Here is an 18,205-nt window from a genome sequence, read left to right on the forward strand (position 1 = left end):
GGTTTTTTGCCTGCAACATACCTGCTACAACCGAATAGACATATTGAATCCAGGTGTTAGTATTCAATAGACAGCAGTAATGAGTATGCGTGTTTCATTTCCGGCCAGGAACGCTGATGATGACAACATTACTACCCGATTTCACAGCATTTTCATCATTCACTTCCTTCGCGGCGCAGGTTGCTTACATGCCTGTCTGCTCTCTGGCCATTGTTTTTCATTCCTTCTTATCCCGGATGGAATCTCCCGCTGAATAGCTGTTCAGTGGGCTTTGTGACACGCATCGTTTGATAACAGGGATTACGGCGGGTCGAATATGGATAAGTTTAAACGTCATATGATGTGGTGGGTGGCGGGCATTCTGGTCGTGGTGGCCGCGATAGCATGGTGGATGCTTCGTCCTGCGGGAATACCGGAGGGGTTTGCAGCCAGCAATGGCAGAATTGAAGCTACCGAAGTGGATATTGCCACCAAGATTGCCGGGCGAATTGACACGATCCTCGTGTCGGAAGGGCAGTTCGTCCGTCAGGGTGAGGTGCTGGCGAAAATGGATACCCGCGTGCTGCAGGAGCAGCGGCTGGAAGCGGTAGCCCAAATCAAAGAGGCCGAAAGTGCGGTGGCGGCGGCGCGGGCGCTGTTAGAGCAGCGCCAAAGTGAAATGCGCGCCGCGCAGTCGGTGGTAAAACAGCGTGAGGCGGAACTGCAGTCGGTCTCTAAACGCCACGTCCGCTCCCGTTCGCTATCTCAGCGTGGGGCTGTGTCTGAGCAACAGCTGGATGACGACAGGGCTGCGGCAGAAAGCGCACGCGCTGCACTGGAATCCGCAAAGGCGCAGGTCTCTGCGGCAAAAGCCGCAATTGAAGCCGCTCGCACCAGTATCATTCAGGCGCAAACCCGCGTAGAAGCCGCGCAGGCTACCGAACGTCGTATTGTGGCTGATATTGATGACAGCGAGTTGAAAGCCCCGCGCGATGGCCGCGTACAGTACCGCGTAGCTGAACCGGGCGAGGTGCTTTCCGCGGGCGGTCGCGTGCTGAATATGGTCGATCTCAGCGATGTCTACATGACGTTCTTCTTGCCAACCGAACAGGCTGGTTTACTGAAGATTGGTGGAGAAGCGCGGCTGGTGCTGGATGCTGCGCCGGATCTGCGTATTCCGGCGACCATCAGCTTTGTGGCTAGCGTCGCGCAGTTCACGCCGAAAACGGTCGAAACCAGCGATGAACGGCTGAAACTGATGTTTCGCGTCAAAGCGCGTATCCCGCCAGAGCTGTTGCAGCAGCATCTGGAGTACGTGAAAACCGGTCTGCCGGGCATGGCGTGGGTGCGTGTTGATGAAAGTCGCGCCTGGCCTGACGACCTGGTGGTGAGGTTGCCGCAATGACGCATCTGGCGCTGGTTCCCGTTCCTCCCGTGGCGCACCTTGACGGCGTGAGTCAGCATTACGGGAAAACGGTAGCGCTGAACAATATCACGCTGGATATCCCTGCCCGCTGTATGGTGGGGTTGATTGGTCCGGATGGCGTCGGAAAATCGAGCCTGCTGTCGCTCATCTCCGGCGCGCGGGTCATTGAACACGGCAACGTGATGGTGCTGGGCGGCGATATGCGCGACCCAAAACATCGCCGGGATGTCTGCCCGCGCATTGCCTGGATGCCGCAGGGACTAGGGAAAAACCTGTATCACACGCTGTCGGTATATGAGAACGTCGATTTCTTTGCCCGCCTGTTTGGGCATGACAAAGCGGAGCGTGAGGCGCGGATTACCGAGCTGCTGAATAGCACCGGACTGGCACCGTTTCGCGACCGTCCTGCCGGGAAACTCTCGGGCGGGATGAAGCAAAAGCTGGGGCTGTGCTGCGCGTTAATCCACGACCCGGAACTGTTAATTCTCGATGAACCCACCACCGGGGTCGACCCGCTGTCCCGCGCCCAGTTCTGGGATCTGATTAACAGTATTCGTCAGCGGCAGACCAACATGAGCGTGCTGGTTGCGACCGCTTATATGGAAGAAGCCGAGCGCTTTGACTGGCTGGTGGCGATGAACGCCGGGGAGGTGTTAGCCACCGGGAGCGCGCAGCAGCTACGTGAGCAAACCAACAGCAACACGCTGGAGCAGGCGTTTATCGCGCTGTTACCTGAAGCCCAGCGCCAGGCGCATAAACCGGTAGTGATCCCGCCGTATCACGCTGAGCAGGAAGAGATTGCCATCGAGGCGAAAAACCTGACCATGCGCTTCGGTAAATTTGTGGCGGTGGACCACGTTAACTTCCGCATTCCGCGCGGGGAAATCTTCGGTTTTCTCGGCTCCAACGGCTGCGGTAAATCCACCACCATGAAAATGCTCACCGGACTGCTGCCCGCAAGCGAAGGCGAGGCGTGGCTGTTTGGGCAAGCGGTTGATCCGAAAAATATCGATACCCGCCGCCGGGTAGGCTATATGTCGCAGGCATTTTCGCTCTACAGCGAGCTGACCGTCCGGCAAAACCTCGAACTACATGCGCGGCTGTTCCATATCCCCGAAGCAGAAATCCCTGGGCGGGTGCAGGAGATGAGCGAGCGCTTTTCGCTGACCGATGTCGAAGATGCGCTGCCCGGTGCGCTGCCGTTGGGGATCCGTCAACGCCTGTCGCTGGCGGTGGCGGTGATCCATCGCCCGGAGATGCTCATTCTTGATGAACCGACCTCCGGGGTCGATCCGGTTGCGAGGGATATGTTCTGGCAACTGATGGTCGACCTGTCGCGCCAGGACAAAGTGACCATTTTTATCTCCACCCACTTTATGAACGAAGCGGAGCGCTGCGACCGCATGTCGCTGATGCACGCCGGAAAAGTACTGGCCAGCGGTACGCCGCAGGAACTGGTGAAACAGCGTGGAGCTGCCAGTCTGGAAGAGGCGTTTATCTCCTGGTTGCAGGAAGCGGCAGGCCCGGCGCCGGAAACTCAGTTAGCGCCAGCCAATGTCCCGACAGTGCATGAAAACAGTAAGCCGCCGCGGCAAGGTTTTAGCCTGCGGCGCTTATTCAGCTACAGCCGCCGTGAAGCGCTGGAACTACGGCGCGATCCGGTACGCTCCACGCTGGCGCTGATGGGCACGGTGATCCTGATGCTTATCATGGGCTACGGCATCAGCACGGATGTGGAAAACCTGCGTTTTTCGGTGCTCGACCGCGACCAGACCGTCAGCAGCCAGGCGTGGACGCTGAATCTGGCGGGATCGCGCTATTTTATCGAACAACCGCCGCTCACCAGTTATGACGATCTGGACAAACGGATGCGTTCTGGCGAAGTTGCGGTAGCAATTGAAATTCCGCCAAATTTTGGCCGCGACATCGCACGTGGAACGCCGGTGAAGATTGGCGTCTGGGTCGATGGCGCAATGCCAAGCCGCGCTGAAACGGTCAGGGGTTACGTGCAGGCGATGCACCAGACCTGGCTGCAGGATGTGATGGCGCGCCAGCCAAATGCCAGCGGGCAAAACGGGCTGATGACCATTGAAACTCGCTATCGTTACAACCCGGATGTGAAGAGCCTGCCGGCGATTGTTCCGGCAGTGATCCCACTGCTGTTGATGATGATCCCCTCCATGCTCAGCGCCCTCAGCGTGGTGCGTGAGAAAGAGCTGGGGTCGATTATCAATCTGTACGTTACGCCCACGACCCGCAGCGAGTTTTTACTCGGCAAACAGTTGCCGTACATCGTGCTGGGCATGCTGAACTTCCTGCTGTTGTGCGCGCTGTCGGTGTTTGTATTCGGCGTTCCGCATAAGGGGAGCTTTGTGACCCTGACGCTGGCTGCGCTGCTGTACGTCACCATTGCCACCGGGCTGGGTCTGTTAATCTCCACGTTTATGAAAAGCCAGATCGCGGCCATTTTTGGTACGGCGATTATTACGCTGATCCCGGCGACGCAGTTTTCCGGAATGATCGATCCAGTTGCCTCGCTGGAAGGGCCGGGCCGGTGGATTGGTGAAATTTATCCGACCAGCCATTTTCTGACCATCGCGCGCGGAACGTTCTCTAAAGCGTTGGATCTGACCGATCTCTGGCAGCTGTTTATTCCGCTGGCGGTAGCCATTCCGGTGGTGATTGGTCTGAGCGTATTACTGCTGAAAAAACAGGAGGGGTGATGCGCCGATTACGCAATATTTATAACCTCGGCATCAAAGAGTTGCGCAGCCTGCTGGGTGACAAAGCGATGCTGACGCTGATCGTCTTCGCCTTCACGATTTCGGTTTATTCTTCCGCGACCGTCCTGCCGGGTTCGCTGCATCTGGCACCGATTGCTATTGCCGATATGGACCAGTCGCAGTTGTCGAATCGGATTGTGAACAGCTTTTATCGCCCGTGGTTTTTACCGCCGGAGATGATCACTGCCGATGAAATGGATGCCGGGCTGGACGCCGGGCGCTATACCTTCGCCGTAAACATTCCGCCTGATTTTCAGCGTGATGTGCTGGCCGGACGACAACCGGATATACAGGTTAACGTCGATGCCACGCGCATGAGCCAAGCGTTTACCGGCAACAGTTATATCCAGAATATCATCAGCGGCGAGGTGAACAGCTTTGTGGCGCGTTACCGCGATAATAACGAGCCGCCGGTGGCGTTGGAAATGCGCATGCGCTTCAACCCCAACCTGGAACCCGCCCGCTTTGGCGCGGTAATGGCGATCATCAACAACATCACCATGCTGGCGATTGTGCTTACCGGGTCGGCGCTGATTCGCGAACGTGAGCACGGGACCATTGAACATCTGCTGGTGATGCCGGTGACGCCGTTTGAGATCATGATGGCAAAAATCTGGTCGATGGGGCTGGTGGTGCTGGTGGTTTCCGGTCTGTCGCTGATGCTGATGGTAAAAGGCGTGCTCGGGGTGCCGATTGAAGGTTCGATACCGTTGTTTATGCTGGGCGTGGCGCTGAGCCTGTTCGCCACCACCTCGATCGGCATTTTTATGGGCACGCTGGCGCGCTCTATGCCGCAGCTGGGGCTGCTGATGATTCTGGTACTGCTGCCGTTACAGATGCTTTCAGGTGGCTCCACACCGCGTGAAAGCATGCCGCAGGCGGTGCAGGACATTATGCTGACCATGCCGACTACTCATTTTGTCAGTCTCGCGCAGGCGATACTTTATCGCGGAGCCGGGTTTAGCATTGTCTGGCCGCAGTTTCTGACGCTGCTGGCGATTGGCAGCGCGTTCTTCCTGATAGCACTGCTGCGTTTCAGAAAGACGATTGGTACGATGGCGTAATCATTATTGCCGGGGCGCTTCGCTTACCTGGCCTACAAAGTATAACGGACGTAGGCCGGATAAGGCGTAGCCGCCATCCGGCAACGAAACAGGCAATTACTCTTCTTTCGGCAGGCACTGTAGATGGCCGTGGCGCACGCCGCGCTGGGAAATCACGTCATCGGCAAAATGCTGTACATCGCCCATGTCGCCTTTTAGCACGGCGATTTCCAGGCAGTCGTCATGGTTGATGTGCACGTGCAGCGTGGCGACCGATAAATCGTGGTGGTGGTGTTGGGTAGAAACAATACGGCTGGCCAGATCACGCTTTTCATGCTCATAAACATACGAGAGCACCGCGAAGCCCTGAGTGCCGTGTTCAAGGGTAGTTTCCTGCGCCAGTGCACCACGCAGAATATCGCGGATCGCTTCGGAACGGTTGTTGTAGCCACGGCGCTGACTCAGGCCGTCGAGCGTTTCCAGTAAATCGTCATCGAGGGTAATGGTGACTCGTTGCATCTGCAGTTAACCTTTCATGTGGCGCGTTGGCGCACAGGGGGTAAGGGGAATAGCGTATTTTGTAACACACGTCCGGCATCCGGGGAAAAGGTTAATGCTCTCGCAATAAACGCAGCAGGGTACTGACCTGTTCATCCAGCGGAGCGAGCGTATCTTTAACGATCAGATGCAAAGGCGTGGCGCGACGAGCACCATGGCTTAACGGCAGTGGGCGTAAAAGCCCCTGATCAAGCTGCGTCTGAATACGTTCCTCGGGCAGCCAGCCGTAACCGACCTGATACATCACCGCATCAATCGCGGCATCAATGGTCGAGAAGGTCCAGGCATCGCGCACCGGTTGTTGTGGGTTGTCGCGATCGGCAATGCGAATCAGCGGCCAGGCGCGTAATGCGTCTTCATTCAGCGGCGCATCCAGCATGCAGAGTGGGTGATCGCGGTGGGCCACGGCCACGAAGTCAATATTCATCAGCCATTCGCCGCGTCCGGTGACATCCTGACGCCGGGTCAGGACCATTACGTCCGCATCGGCATGTGCTGCCAGTCGAGCATCACCATTCTCCAGGACTTCGGTCAGACGCACCTGCGTTTGCGGCCAGGCCTGCTGAAACTGTTTGAGAATGGCAAACAGGCGTTTGCGTGGGAAGATACTATCTACCATCAAATCCAGCCGCGTTCGCGTACCGTTTTGTAACGTTGCGGCCCGGGTTTCCACCCATAAAAAGGCCTTCAGTAACGGTTTGACCTGATTGAGCAATAGCTCTCCGGCCGGTGTCAGGACAGCCCTGCGCCCTTCCGGGGTCAGCAGCGTTACGCCAAGTCGCTCCTGTAACAGTGCCAGATTGTAGCTTACCGAAGACTGGCTACGGTTGGTCTCTTCCGCCGCTTTAGCGAAGCTGCCCAGCTCCACCACTTTCTCCAATAGGGCCCACTGATCGAGGGTTGTTTTGTGCATAACTCATCTAATAATTGAATGAATTTGATACAAACATAGCGTTATTCATCCAAATTTTGAAGCGTTAAGATCCTCGCATCAAGTAAGAGGAGAACGAATATGAGCGCGTTTGATAAACATGATTTAAGCGGATTTGTCGGCAAACATCTGGTCTATACCTACGATAATGGCTGGAATTACGAGATCTACGTGAAAAACGACACTACCCTGGATTACCGCATTCACAGCGGTATTGTGGGGAATCGTTGGGTGAAAGATCAGCGGGCCTATATTGTGCGGGTCGGGGAGAGCGTTTATAAAATTTCGTGGACCGAACCGACCGGGACCGACGTCAGCCTGATCGTAAACCTGGGTGACAAACTCTTTCACGGCACCATCTTTTTCCCTCGCTGGGTGATCAATAATCCGGAAAAAACGGTCTGCTTCCAGAATGACCATATTCCGCTAATGATGTCGTACCGCGATACCGGCCCGGCGTATCCCACCGAGGTGATTGATGAGTTCGCGACCATCACTTTCGTACGTGACTGCGGCGCGAACAACGATGACGTTATTGCCTGTGCGGCGAGCGAGCTGCCGAAAAACTTTCCGGAAAATTTACGCTAAGGCTTCCAGGCGCTGCACGGTGTCTGCGGTCAGGGTAAACGGCGTGGGGGTGCACACCGCCAGGCTCAGGGTATCGAGCTGGCACTGGCTGACGGAGAGTGAGGAAGTTAACGCGGTACTGTCGACGCTGACGATTTGCCAGGCGCTACCGCCGCGCTGTTTCACGATAGCTTCTTTACGCGTCCAGATGCGCCAGAACGCCGCCAGCTGTTGCTCTGGGCGTTCGGCCTCGACTTCGGCATGCTCACCAAGACTGAATACCGTATTTGCCAGCGTTTGCCAGTTATCGCGCGGGCGCACGACTTCAATATCGCAGCCGACTTCCCCTTCGTCGCTGAGCAGCAGGACGATATCATCACCGCTGTGGCTGAGATTGAACCACAGCGGCGTGTCAGCAGAAAAGGCCGGTTTTCCTTGCTCGCCATAGACGATGTCTGGTAATGGCGAAAGGGCATGGGAAAGCAGCACGCGACCGGCCAGCCAGCGCGCACGGCGAGCACCTTGCGGCGCTTGCTCACTCAGTGCGGCAGGCAGTGCACCAGCGCTTAAAACAGAAACTTTCCCAAGAACGATCCGGTACATATTAGGGCTAACCTTTAGTAATAATGGGGTTGTGTATCATTCTTCACATGCTGTTTGCAAGTTTATCCCGGTAATCGGCTTTTGGGCCTGCCGGGCCCCAGCAAAATCGCCAGTTTGCTGCCGCCTTTGGTGGTTTCCATCCAGATTTTACACACGCTGGTTAACGGCACGGAGAGCAACATGCCGACCGGACCGAGCAGCCATCCCCATACCAACAGAGAGAGGAAGACGATTAGCGTCGATAATCCCAGCCGATGCCCCATCATTCGGGGTTCGAGAATATTGCCAATCACCATATGCACCACCAGAAACAGTGCGCCAACCAACAGACATTCGTAAATGCCATTAAAAAGCAGTGCCTGGATCATGGGCGGGACGGCGGAAATGACCGAGCCAATGTTGGGCACGTAGTTTAACAGGAATGCCAGTACGCCCCACATCAGAGCAAACTGAATCCCCATCAGTGCCAGTCCCAGCCAGATTATGGCACCGGTCCATAAGCTGAGCAGCGTTTTCAGCGCCAGATAGTGTGACACACCCTTCAGCGCTCGATGTAGCCCCGCAATGTGGATTTGCGGATTATTTAACGCAAAACGCATCTTATAGGGGACATGACGCACCTCAAACAGCATAAAAACTACCGTCATCACCAGCAGAAAGACGCTGGCCATGGCACCAGAAAGACTCGTCATCAGCGTGGTTGTGAAGGTCATCAGCTTGTCAGAGTCCATGCGTTGCAGTATACGTTCCGGGGACATATGCAGATTCAGAAAAGGCACCATCTCTTGCAAATACAGAACCTTGCGCGTTAGCTCCTTATTGTATTTTGGCAGCAGGTCCATGAATTCAGTGATTGACGACGCCAGCACGCCAACCAACGCCGTAAGAACGATCAGCATCACCACCACGACTAAGGTAATAGCGATTGGGCGACCGACTCCCCGGCGGATAAACCAGGTGACCAGTGGATTCAATACAATGGCAAAAAAGAGGGCCAGCAGCAGCTGCACAATGATATCCGCCGCAGCATGGATACCTGCGAGGATCACCACCAGAGCGGCCAGTTTGAGCAAAATGTGCAAACCCGTTTTATCGGGCTGGGTGGTTATCATGTCTTCTTCCTGTTTGCGTTTTTGCATTAAGTGTAGCGGCTGGCTTGCGACTGATATTCCTAAACTGGCTACTGATTTCTGCTCTGCAACATGGTAGAAATGAAACACTGTTGTGAAAACGTGGTGACCCTCCATGCCCGAACCCGTCGCTGAACCGACGCTTAGCGGTTTACGCCTGAACCTGCGTATTGTTTCTGTGGTGATGTTTAACTTCGCCAGCTACCTGACCATCGGCCTGCCGCTCGCGGTGTTGCCTGGCTACGTCCATGATGTAATGGGATTTAGCGCTTTCTGGGCTGGGCTGGTCATCAGCCTGCAATATTTCGCTACGCTGCTGAGCCGTCCGCATGCCGGTCGCTATGCCGATCTGCTGGGGCCAAAGAAGATTGTGGTATTTGGGCTGTGCGGCTGCTTTTTAAGTGGCCTGGGCTATTTACTGGCGGGATCAACGAACGGCTGGCCGTTGGCCAGTCTGCTGCTGCTATGTCTGGGGCGCGTGATTCTCGGGATCGGGCAAAGCTTTGCCGGGACCGGCTCTACGCTGTGGGGCGTGGGGGTGGTTGGCTCAATGCACATCGGACGGGTGATTTCCTGGAATGGCATCGTGACCTATGGCGCGATGGCGATAGGCGCGCCGCTGGGTGTTCTGTTTTATGCCTGGGGTGGCTTACAGGGGCTGGCGCTGACCGTGATGGGCGTGGCACTGTTGGCAATCCTGCTGGCGCTCCCTCGTCCGGCGGTGAAGGCCAGTAAAGGTAAACCGTTGCCATTTCGCGCGGTGCTTGGGCGCGTCTGGTTGTATGGCATGGCGCTGGCCCTGGCCTCCGCCGGATTTGGGGTAATCGCTACCTTCATTACCTTGTTCTATGATGCCAAAGGCTGGGATGGCGCTGCATTCGCGCTGACGCTTTTTAGCTGCACGTTTGTCGGTACTCGTTTGTTGTTCCCAAATGGTATCAACCGTTTAGGCGGGCTGAATGTGGCGATGATCTGCTTTAGTGTCGAGATTGTCGGGCTACTGCTGGTCGGGATGGCTTCGATGCCGTGGATGGCGAAAATCGGCGTTCTGCTGGCCGGGGCTGGGTTCTCACTGGTTTTCCCGGCGCTGGGCGTGGTGGCGGTAAAAGCCGTTCCTCAGCAAAATCAGGGCGCTGCGCTGGCGACCTACACGGTGTTTATGGATTTATCGCTGGGGGTTACCGGGCCGCTGGCCGGGCTGGTCATGACGTGGGCGGGTGTGCCGGTTATCTATCTGGCGGCGGCAGGGCTGGTAGCGGTGGCGTTATTGCTGACCTGGCGGTTAAAAAAACGGCCTCAGGTGGTGTCACCGGAGGCCGCGTCATCGTCTTAACCGTTACTGGATAACCAGCGTGTTAATGATGTTTTCTGCAGTAGTCTGCGCTTTTTGCTGATCGTCAGCAGGCAGCGTGATTTGCAGCGTCAGCAGTTGGTTGTCCACTTTCCCCAACACCACGGAAGAGTATGCGGTCTGGCCTTTGGCCGAGATGATGCTGTCTAACTGCTGCAGCGTGTGGCCTTTCAGCTCAATAGATTTATTGGTGACGACCTGCAGCTGCGGGTCACGGCTACGCTGCTGATCTTCCAGACGTTTTGCCAGCACCGCCAGGTCTTCGTTGGTGTTGTCGCCAACAATCACAATCACTGCTTTCTGGCCGGTTGCGTCAGAATATACGTGCATATTGTTCGCCTGGGTGCCCAGCTTACCGCTCTGATCGGTCATATCCGCTGGCAGGGAAAAACTGAGTTTGCCGTCCAGCAGGCTGACCGGTTGTCCGGTGGCGTTACTTTCTGCGGCAGCACCCTCGGCTGGCGCTTTTGTATCGCTATTATCACAGGCCGCAAGCCCCATAACCAGCAGGCCAATACCGACATATTTAACCAGATTGCGCATTGACTTCTTCCTTTCGATAAACGGCCATAACGGCTCATTCGTCCATCTTATCACAACTCGGAAAATGAACCTTTAACTCGTCTGCAATGCAGAGATTTCAGATTTATCTGCCAGCCTTTTCAGTAACATATTCAGCAGCACGCCATACATTGGCAGGAAGAAAATAATGCTGATCAGCACTTTGAAGCAGTAATCGACCAGTGCGATTTCCATCCAGTGCTCGGCCATAAAGGCATCCGGGCTACGCCAGAAAGCGATAAAGAAGAAGGCCAACGTATCGCTGATATTGCCAAACAGCGTGGACGCCGTCGGTGCCAGCCACCAGCGACGGTTCTGACGCAGGCGGTTAAAGACATGCACATCCAGAATTTGTCCCAGCGCGTAGGCCATAAAGCTGGCGGCGGCGATACGGGCGACAAACAGATTAAAGTGCAGCAGTGCGCCGAATCCTTGCCACGATCCCATATAGAACAGCGATGAAACGACATAGGAGATCAGCAGTGCGGGGATCATAACCGCAAAGATGATACGTCGAGCCAGCGGCGCGCCAAAAATACGCACGGTCAGGTCGGTCGCGAGGAAAATAAACGGAAAGCTAAACGCGCCCCATGTAGTATGGAAACCAAAAATGGAGATTGGAAGCTGCACCAGATAGTTGCTGGAGGTGATCACCAGCAGATGAAATAGCGATAGCCAGAACAACGCTTTTACGCGCTGAGTTTGTGTAAACGGAGTCATATTGTGACCTTTTTGTTGGATGGGGTGAGGGAACCCAATAAAAAACCGTCGCATGATACTGCTTTAAGAGCACATTGCAATGGTTGTTTTTCACGCAATCGTTAACCTGATTGGCTTACGCCACAACAGAGCGTAAAATAACGCCGTTTTTGTATGAATGAGACGACGATGAGCGACCTGTTTACTTCCCCCGACCATACTCTTGATGCCCAGGGGCTGCGCTGCCCGGAACCGGTAATGATGGTACGTAAAACCGTACGCGGCATGCAGGCCGGTGAAACGCTGCTGATTGTCGCCGACGATCCGGCAACAACCCGCGATATTCCTGGCTTCTGTACCTTTATGGAACATGAGCTGGTGGCCAAAGAGACCGACTCGCTGCCGTACCGTTATTTAGTGCGCAAAGGGCAGTAATCTTGTCATGCCGGATGGCGCTAACGCTTCTCCGGCCTATAAAGACTGAGTAATCTGTAGGCCTGATAAGCGAAGCGCCATCAGGCGAGAAACAGGCACTACCCTTTACGCAACAACCGCAGCGCGTTCGCGGTCACCAGCACCGTCGCCCCCGTATCCGCCAGCACTGCCAGCCACAATCCGGTTATCCCGAGCAGCGTGGTGACGAGGAAAATCCCTTTCAGACCCAGCGCAATCGCAATGTTCTGGCGAATATTGGCATGGGTGGCCCGCGCCAGCTGAATCATTTGCACCAGACCACGCAGACGGTTGTGGGTCAGGGCTGCATCGGCGGTTTCCAGCGCGACGTCGGTCCCGCTTCCCATCGCAATGCCGATGGTAGCCGCTTTCATTGCCGGGGCGTCGTTGATGCCGTCGCCGACCATCGCCAGCGGCGACTGTTGGTTAAGATGGGTAACGGCCTGCACCTTATCTTCCGGCAAGAGTCCCGCTTTGAATTCGAGGCCCAGTTCACCGGCAATGGCGGCTGCCGCACGCGGGTTATCACCGGTCAGGATCACGCCTTTCACGCCAATCTGATTAAGCTCGCTGATGGCGCTGCGAGCGTCATCGCGCAGCGTGTCCTGTAGGGCCAGTACGCCGAGTACAGTATCGTTACGCAGCACCAACACCACCGTTTGGCCCGCGCTTTCCAGCTCGCTAATCTGCCCGGCAAAGGCGTCGGCAGGCTGCTTACCAGCGGCGCAAATCAGTACGCGTTCGCCGTTGACCAGCGCTTCAATTCCAGAGCCAACCAGCGCCCGTTGCTCTTTTGCGACAGGAATAGTCAGTTCGCGCGTTTGTGCTTCTCGGACAATCGCTTGTGCCAGCGGGTGTGTCGCGCCTTGCTCTACCGCTGCCGCCAGTGCCAGCAGTTCAGCCTCACCAATACCGCTTGCCGGATGAATCGCCGTGACGCGTGGTTTACCGACGGTCAGGGTGCCGGTTTTATCAAACGCCACCTGAGTGACTCTACCCAACTGTTCCAGCGCGGCTCCGCCTTTGATTAACGCCCCACGACGCGCCGCAGCGGCCAGACCAGAGGTAATGGCTGCGGGCGTTGAAATCACCAGAGCGCAAGGACAGCCAATCAGCAACAGCGTCAGCCCTTTATAAATCCACTCCTGCCAGGATGCGGCAAACAGTAGCGGTGGAACGAGGGTGACCAGCAGCGCAACCGCCATAATGGCCGGAGTGTAAATCCGGCTGAAACGGTCAATGAAGCGCTCAATGGGGGCGCGGCGTTCTTCCGCTTCTTCAATCAGCTTCAGAATACGGTCAATGGCGCTGGCACCCGGCTCGGAGAGCACTTCCAGCGTTACCAGACGATCCACGCTGGTGGCACCCGCTGGGACTTTCTCGCCGGTGGCGCGTTCAACCGGGATCGATTCGCCGGTCAGGGCGCTCTCATCAAAGCTGGCAAAGCCGGAGACCAGTTTGCCGTCGGCAGGTAAACGCCCACCCGCGGCAACCTCAATAACATCGCCAGGCCGGAGGGTATTGATAGCCACCTCTTCGCGCTCGCCGTTACGCAGGCGTGTGGCGGTTTCCGGTTTGAGCGCCATCAGAGCGCTGACCCCTTTACGGGCGCGGCTGGCGGCCCATCCTTCCAGGCGTTCGCCAATTAAAAACAGCAGCAGCACCATGGCGGCTTCCGCCGTCGCGCCGATAAACAGTGCGCCAATAGCGGCGACGCTCATCAACGTTTCAATGGCAAAGTAGCTACCGGTTTTCATCAGACGCAGGGCCTGACGGGCAATGGGATACAGACCGACCAGCGTGGTGGCGATAAACGCTATCTGACCGAAAGGATGATTGAACTGCTCCAGCCCCCAGCTAATCGCCATCATGATAATCAGCGAAATCAGCGGCAGGTTTTCTTTAAAACGTGACTCGGGGGCGGCGTCCGTCGCGTGCTCATCGCGCAGGGTATAGCCTGCTTTTTGCACCGCGTTTTCAACTTGCTGGCGGATATCGGAACCGGCATCGACCACCAGTTTTTCAGTGGCGAACAGAACCTGGACCTGGTTGACGCCGCTGACCTGGCGGACCGCATTCTCTACTTTGCGGGCGCAAGCTGCGCAGTCCATGCCTGCCACTTTCCAGGAATAGCGGGTACCTATTACGGTATCGGATACGGTTGGTGTAGTGGAGCAGCTTCCTTCGCAGCAGCAGTCATCCGCCTTTTGTGGTGCAGGCGCTGGCTTGAAAGAAGAGAATTGTGGGACTTTTTTGCCACGGGTATCGGGTGTCGACATGGCATCCTCCGGTTGATAATCATTTCGTATTAACCGGAGGATACACTCTGGAGTCGACTCCAGAGTCAAGCGTTTTAAAGATACAACGAACGAACAATCAGGAAATGTCCGGCGAAGTAGCAGGCGGCGGCAATGGCGTTATCGGCGCGGAAGCGGCGACGGTAATGGCTGCCCAGCCAGACAATGTTGCCGATGAACAGGAGGGATGCGCCCATAAATGCCGACAGCGCCGGGGCGGTCGGGCGGAAGAACCACAGCTCACCGGCCATCCAGACCATCATCAGCGTGATGCCGATAAAGGTGCAGATAGCGACACGCAGCTCTTCCAGACGCGTCCAGATCACGGCGATCAGCAACGCCCCCAGCACTACCAGCACCAACGGCAAAGGCCAGAAGAACGACAGCGTCATTTGGCTGGCGAAGTAAATGGTATACAGCAGATGCGACAGGAAGAATGCCCCCACGGCGTACAGCAGGCGTTGGCGCGGTAACAGCGTCAGCGCATCGCCCAGCAGCGAGGCAAGCAGGCCAGCCAGCACCAGATAGCTGATAGCGTTAAACATTGGCGCCTGCCAGGCCAGCAGCGCCAGCAGGAGTAACGTCAGGGGCTTAAAGACCCAGCGTTGCCAGGCAGGTCCACGATAGGAAGCATCCACGAACAACCATGCGGAAAGACAGACAGCGATAAACGACCAAAGCATCTTAGTTCCTTGAATTCGTTATTTTTTCGTAAGCGGGGTGCTCACGGCTCTACTGTCCAGTGTAGAGGTCGACACAGCCAGATGACAACACCATAACAGGCGATGTATGCTTATTTCCGCATTTTCTGATGGGTTAATAATATGAGCAAACCACCACTTTTTTTCATTGTTATCATTGTCTTAATCGTTGTCGCTGCGTCGTTTCGCTTTGTTCAGCAGCGGCGAGAAAAAGCCGATAATGATGCGGCGCCGCTGGTGCAAAAGCAGGTGGTGGTAAGTAACAAACGGGAAAAACCGCTAAACGATCGACGATCCCGTCAGCAGGAAGTAAGCCCGGCAGGAACCAGCATGCGCTATGAAGCCAGCTTTAAGCCACAAAACGGGGGGATGGAGCAGACGTTTCGTCTGGATGCGCAGCAGTACCACGCGTTAACGGTCGGGGATAAAGGCACGCTGAGTTACAAAGGTTCGCGATTTGTTGATTTTACGCTTGAACGCTAAGGTGTCATCTGACTGATGCCGGATGGCGGCTTACGCCTTATCCGGCCTACAGATTTTTCGCCCCGGCCCGCAACGTGCCGCCGGGCGAAAAGATCACAGCTACTTCTTCAACTGATCTTTAATCTTCTTCTGCCACACCAGTAGCTCAAAGACGCCGAACAGAAAAATACGGATTTTCTCTCCGTTGGTCATCTGCGGGCCATCTTTAGGCATGGTGCTTTTTAGCAGCGCCAGCTGCATGCCATGCATCAGCACCATAAATATCAGTGCGACGTTAACGAAGATGTTAAGCGGGCGTGGAAAGGGTTGGAAAATATTCAGTAGTAAAAATGCCCAGACGCACAGCATCAGCAGGCGTCCCAGGTTAATCAGCATCGTGTTCTCCTCGTGCTTCACGTTGGTACAGGCGATAGGCGACCTGTCCGGCGACTTTCTCACGGTATAGCGACCAGTTCACCGGAACCGGCGGTAAGCCGTTTTCTACTTCGCTTTCAACGTAAATATACGCTTCATTTGCCAGCCAGCCATGAGTTTCCAGAAGAGTTAATGTTTCTTCCAGTAATCCTTTGCGAAACGGCGGGTCAACAAATACCACGTTATGCGGCGTACCTGCCTGAGCCAAAAATGTCAGCGTATTGGTATTGACGACGCGGGCATGGGAGGCTTTCAGCGTGGCGAGATTCTTTTGTAGCCGCTGAGATACCGCGCGATCCATCTCCAGAAGCGTCGCATTTGCTGCATAGCGAGAGAGGGCTTCCAGCCCCAGCGCGCCGCTGCCGGCGAAGCAGTCCAGACAGTGAGCATCGACCATTACCGGGGCCAGCCAGTTAAACAACGTTTCGCGCACACGGTCGGTGGTCGGACGTAAGCCGGGGCTGTCCGGAACCGGGAGTTTACGGCCACGCCATTGCCCGCCAATAATGCGGATCTGGCCGCTACCAGAGTGATTCGGTTTTTTCATTTCAATTATTGCTCAATCCGCTGCTGACGTGTCATTCCAGGCGGTGATGTGAGTTAAGTTAAGTGATAGACTATTTCATCATTTTTTTAGCTGCTATGTACATAGCGTTGACGCTGTGCCATGAAGCAACAGCGGGGGAGTGTAGTCGCAAATGGCGAAAGAGAAAAAACGTGGCTTTTTTTCCTGGCTGGGCTTTGGTCAAAAAGAGCAGGCACCGGAAAACGAGACAGAAGTAAAAAATGAAGAACAACAACCGGTTGCTGAAGAAACTACCGTCGTTGACGAACAGCCGCACGTCGAGGAAACCCGTAGCGAGGCTGAAACGCAAGCCTTTGCAGCTGAAGTCGTTGAAGTAACTGAACAGGTTGCGGAAATCGAAAAACTGCAGCCGGAAGAAGAACCTGTCGCCGAACAAGCGCAGCCGGAGATTGAGCCGGTTGCTGAACCCGTTGCTGAAACTGTAGTGGAAACGCCAGCAGCGGTGGTTATCGAACGCGAAGAATTGCCGCTGCCGGAAGAGGTGAAAACTGAAGAAGTTTCTGCCGAAGAATGGCAGGCCGAAGCGGAAACCGTGGAAATCGTTGAGGCGGCTGAAGAAGAAGCTGAAAACGAACCGCAACTGACCGACGAAGAGCTGGAAGCACAGGCGCTGGCCGCTGAGGCTGCTGAAGAAGCGGTTATGGTGGTGCCGGTAGAAGAACCTGCTGTAGAAGAACCGGTAGAAGAAGAGGTGGTCCAGGAGCAGGAAAAACCAACCAAAGAAGGTTTCTTTGCGCGTCTGAAACGCAGCCTGCTGAAAACAAAAGAAAACCTCGGTTCCGGATTTATCAGTCTGTTCCGTGGTAAAAAAATCGACGATGATCTGTTTGAAGAGCTGGAAGAGCAGTTGCTGATCGCTGATGTGGGTGTAGAAACGACCCGCAAGATCATTGCGAATCTGACGGAAGGCGCCAGCCGTAAGCAGCTTAAAGATGCGGAAGCGCTGTACGGTCTGTTGAAAGAAGAGATGGGCGAGATTCTGGCGAAGGTTGACGAACCGCTGAACGTTGATGGCAAAACACCATTTGTTATCTTAATGGTTGGCGTCAACGGCGTGGGCAAAACCACCACTATTGGTAAGCTGGCGCGTCAGTTTGAGCAGCAGGGTAAATCGGTAATGCTGGCGGCAGGTGATACTTTCCGTGCGGCGGCGGTAGAACAGCTGCAGGTTTGGGGTCAGCGTAACAACATCCCGGTGATTGCTCAGCATACTGGCGCGGATTCCGCGTCCGTTATCTTTGATGCCATCCAGGCGGCGAAGGCGCGTAACGTAGACGTGCTGATCGCTGATACCGCAGGGCGTTTGCAGAATAAATCGCACCTGATGGAAGAATTGAAAAAAATCGTTCGCGTCATGAAGAAGCTGGACGAAGATGCGCCGCATGAAGTTATGCTGACTATCGACGCCAGCACCGGGCAGAATGCGATAAGCCAGGCCAAACTGTTCCATGAAGCGGTGGGCTTAACCGGTATCACCCTGACCAAGCTGGACGGTACGGCGAAGGGCGGGGTTATCTTCTCGGTTGCCGATCAATTTGGCATCCCTATCCGCTATATCGGTGTGGGCGAACGTATCGAGGATTTACGTCCGTTTAAAGCGGACGATTTTATAGAGGCACTTTTTGCCCGAGAGGATTAAC

General features: G+C 55.5%; 18 protein-coding genes. 8 read left to right on the plus strand and 10 right to left on the minus strand.

The features are described 5' to 3' along the window. Positions 1–316 precede the first annotated feature (316 nt). The 3 genes from GHC22_RS01185 to GHC22_RS01195 are packed head-to-tail and all read left to right on the plus strand — an operon-like array spanning position 317 to position 5,252. Positions 317–1,384, plus strand: coding sequence for an HlyD family secretion protein (locus GHC22_RS01185; RefSeq protein WP_060682909.1), 1,068 nt, complete (start codon positions 317–319; stop codon positions 1,382–1,384). Then, the gene (gene rbbA, locus GHC22_RS01190; RefSeq protein ID WP_153752071.1) at positions 1,381–4,128 is read left to right on the plus strand and encodes a ribosome-associated ATPase/putative transporter RbbA; all 2,748 of its coding nucleotides are present in this window, start codon (positions 1,381–1,383) and stop codon (positions 4,126–4,128) included. The genes GHC22_RS01185 and rbbA overlap by 4 nt, the downstream gene beginning before the upstream one ends. Further along, positions 4,128–5,252, plus strand: a complete 1,125-nt coding sequence (locus GHC22_RS01195) for an ABC transporter permease (protein ID WP_020996068.1) — start codon at positions 4,128–4,130, stop codon at positions 5,250–5,252. Before rbbA ends, GHC22_RS01195 begins: the two co-directional genes overlap by 1 nt. 96 nt (positions 5,253–5,348) lie before the next feature. Here GHC22_RS01195 and nikR read toward each other — a convergent pair whose 3' ends face one another. Both nikR and GHC22_RS01205 read right to left on the minus strand, forming a co-directional pair. Continuing rightward, positions 5,349–5,750, minus strand: coding sequence for a nickel-responsive transcriptional regulator NikR (gene nikR / locus GHC22_RS01200; protein ID WP_003827507.1), 402 nt, complete (start codon positions 5,748–5,750; stop codon positions 5,349–5,351). Positions 5,751–5,841: 91 nt separating this feature from the next. Continuing rightward, positions 5,842–6,702: a LysR family transcriptional regulator gene (locus GHC22_RS01205; RefSeq protein ID WP_153752072.1), complete on the minus strand. Its 861-nt coding sequence runs from the start codon at positions 6,700–6,702 to the stop codon at positions 5,842–5,844. A 99-nt stretch (positions 6,703–6,801) separates the two neighbouring features. On the opposite strand from GHC22_RS01205, the gene GHC22_RS01210 reads away from it, so the two are divergent. Then, on the plus strand, positions 6,802–7,308 hold the full coding sequence (locus tag GHC22_RS01210) for a phenolic acid decarboxylase (protein WP_048215363.1): 507 nt from the start codon (positions 6,802–6,804) through the stop codon (positions 7,306–7,308). Here GHC22_RS01210 and acpT read toward each other — a convergent pair. Together acpT and GHC22_RS01220 are read right to left on the minus strand one after the other, a co-directional pair. Beyond that, a complete protein-coding gene (acpT, locus tag GHC22_RS01215) occupies positions 7,300–7,890 on the minus strand; it encodes a 4'-phosphopantetheinyl transferase AcpT (protein ID WP_153752074.1) in 591 nt (196 codons plus the stop codon). The two genes, GHC22_RS01210 and acpT, sit on opposite strands and share 9 nt — an antisense overlap. A gap of 62 nt (positions 7,891–7,952) precedes the next feature. Then, positions 7,953–9,002 carry an AI-2E family transporter gene (locus GHC22_RS01220; RefSeq protein ID WP_079934309.1) on the minus strand — a complete coding sequence of 350 codons (1,050 nt, stop codon included), beginning with the start codon at positions 9,000–9,002 and terminating at the stop codon, positions 7,953–7,955. Positions 9,003–9,135: 133 nt separating this feature from the next. Between GHC22_RS01220 and GHC22_RS01225 the strand changes: the two genes are divergently transcribed. Continuing rightward, positions 9,136–10,353: an MFS transporter gene (locus GHC22_RS01225; protein ID WP_003827545.1), complete on the plus strand. Its 1,218-nt coding sequence runs from the start codon at positions 9,136–9,138 to the stop codon at positions 10,351–10,353. Positions 10,354–10,356: 3 nt separating this feature from the next. Here the strand turns inward: GHC22_RS01225 and GHC22_RS01230 are convergent, their stop codons facing one another. Together GHC22_RS01230 and GHC22_RS01235 are read right to left on the minus strand one after the other, a co-directional pair. Continuing rightward, positions 10,357–10,914: a DcrB family lipoprotein gene (locus GHC22_RS01230; RefSeq protein WP_003827547.1), complete on the minus strand. Its 558-nt coding sequence runs from the start codon at positions 10,912–10,914 to the stop codon at positions 10,357–10,359. Between the two features lie 72 nt (positions 10,915–10,986). Beyond that, a complete protein-coding gene (locus tag GHC22_RS01235; RefSeq protein ID WP_003827549.1) occupies positions 10,987–11,652 on the minus strand; it encodes a 7-cyano-7-deazaguanine/7-aminomethyl-7-deazaguanine transporter in 666 nt (221 codons plus the stop codon). 168 nt (positions 11,653–11,820) lie between these two features. Here GHC22_RS01235 and tusA point away from each other — a divergent pair, with 168 nt between their 5' ends. After that, positions 11,821–12,066, plus strand: coding sequence for a sulfurtransferase TusA (gene tusA / locus GHC22_RS01240; protein ID WP_003827551.1), 246 nt, complete (start codon positions 11,821–11,823; stop codon positions 12,064–12,066). Positions 12,067–12,164: 98 nt separating this feature from the next. Here the strand turns inward: tusA and zntA are convergent, their stop codons facing one another. Continuing rightward, positions 12,165–14,363 (minus strand): Zn(II)/Cd(II)/Pb(II) translocating P-type ATPase ZntA, encoded by a 2,199-nt coding sequence (gene zntA / locus GHC22_RS01245; RefSeq protein WP_060682898.1) that lies wholly within the window; start codon positions 14,361–14,363, stop codon positions 12,165–12,167. Positions 14,364–14,437: 74 nt separating this feature from the next. After that, positions 14,438–15,064 carry a lysoplasmalogenase gene (locus tag GHC22_RS01250; RefSeq protein WP_003827558.1) on the minus strand — a complete coding sequence of 209 codons (627 nt, stop codon included), beginning with the start codon at positions 15,062–15,064 and terminating at the stop codon, positions 14,438–14,440. Between the two features lie 141 nt (positions 15,065–15,205). Between GHC22_RS01250 and GHC22_RS01255 the strand changes: the two genes are divergently transcribed. Continuing rightward, positions 15,206–15,565: a DUF2500 domain-containing protein gene (locus GHC22_RS01255; protein ID WP_048236961.1), complete on the plus strand. Its 360-nt coding sequence runs from the start codon at positions 15,206–15,208 to the stop codon at positions 15,563–15,565. 99 nt (positions 15,566–15,664) lie between these two features. Here the strand turns inward: GHC22_RS01255 and GHC22_RS01260 are convergent, their stop codons facing one another. Further along, on the minus strand, positions 15,665–15,940 hold the full coding sequence (locus GHC22_RS01260) for a DUF1145 family protein (protein WP_003023415.1): 276 nt from the start codon (positions 15,938–15,940) through the stop codon (positions 15,665–15,667). Beyond that, complete coding sequence (rsmD, locus tag GHC22_RS01265) at positions 15,930–16,526, minus strand: 16S rRNA (guanine(966)-N(2))-methyltransferase (RefSeq protein WP_153752076.1); 597 nt, start codon at positions 16,524–16,526, stop codon at positions 15,930–15,932. The genes GHC22_RS01260 and rsmD overlap by 11 nt, the downstream gene beginning before the upstream one ends. Before the next feature lie 151 nt (positions 16,527–16,677). On the opposite strand from rsmD, the gene ftsY reads away from it, so the two are divergent. Then, positions 16,678–18,204 carry a signal recognition particle-docking protein FtsY gene (ftsY, locus tag GHC22_RS01270; protein WP_008786366.1) on the plus strand — a complete coding sequence of 509 codons (1,527 nt, stop codon included), beginning with the start codon at positions 16,678–16,680 and terminating at the stop codon, positions 18,202–18,204. Position 18,205: the final 1 nt, after the last annotated feature.

This window comes from Citrobacter sp. H12-3-2 (assembly GCF_009649895.1).
Classification (GTDB): Bacteria; Pseudomonadota; Gammaproteobacteria; order Enterobacterales; family Enterobacteriaceae; genus Citrobacter; species Citrobacter portucalensis.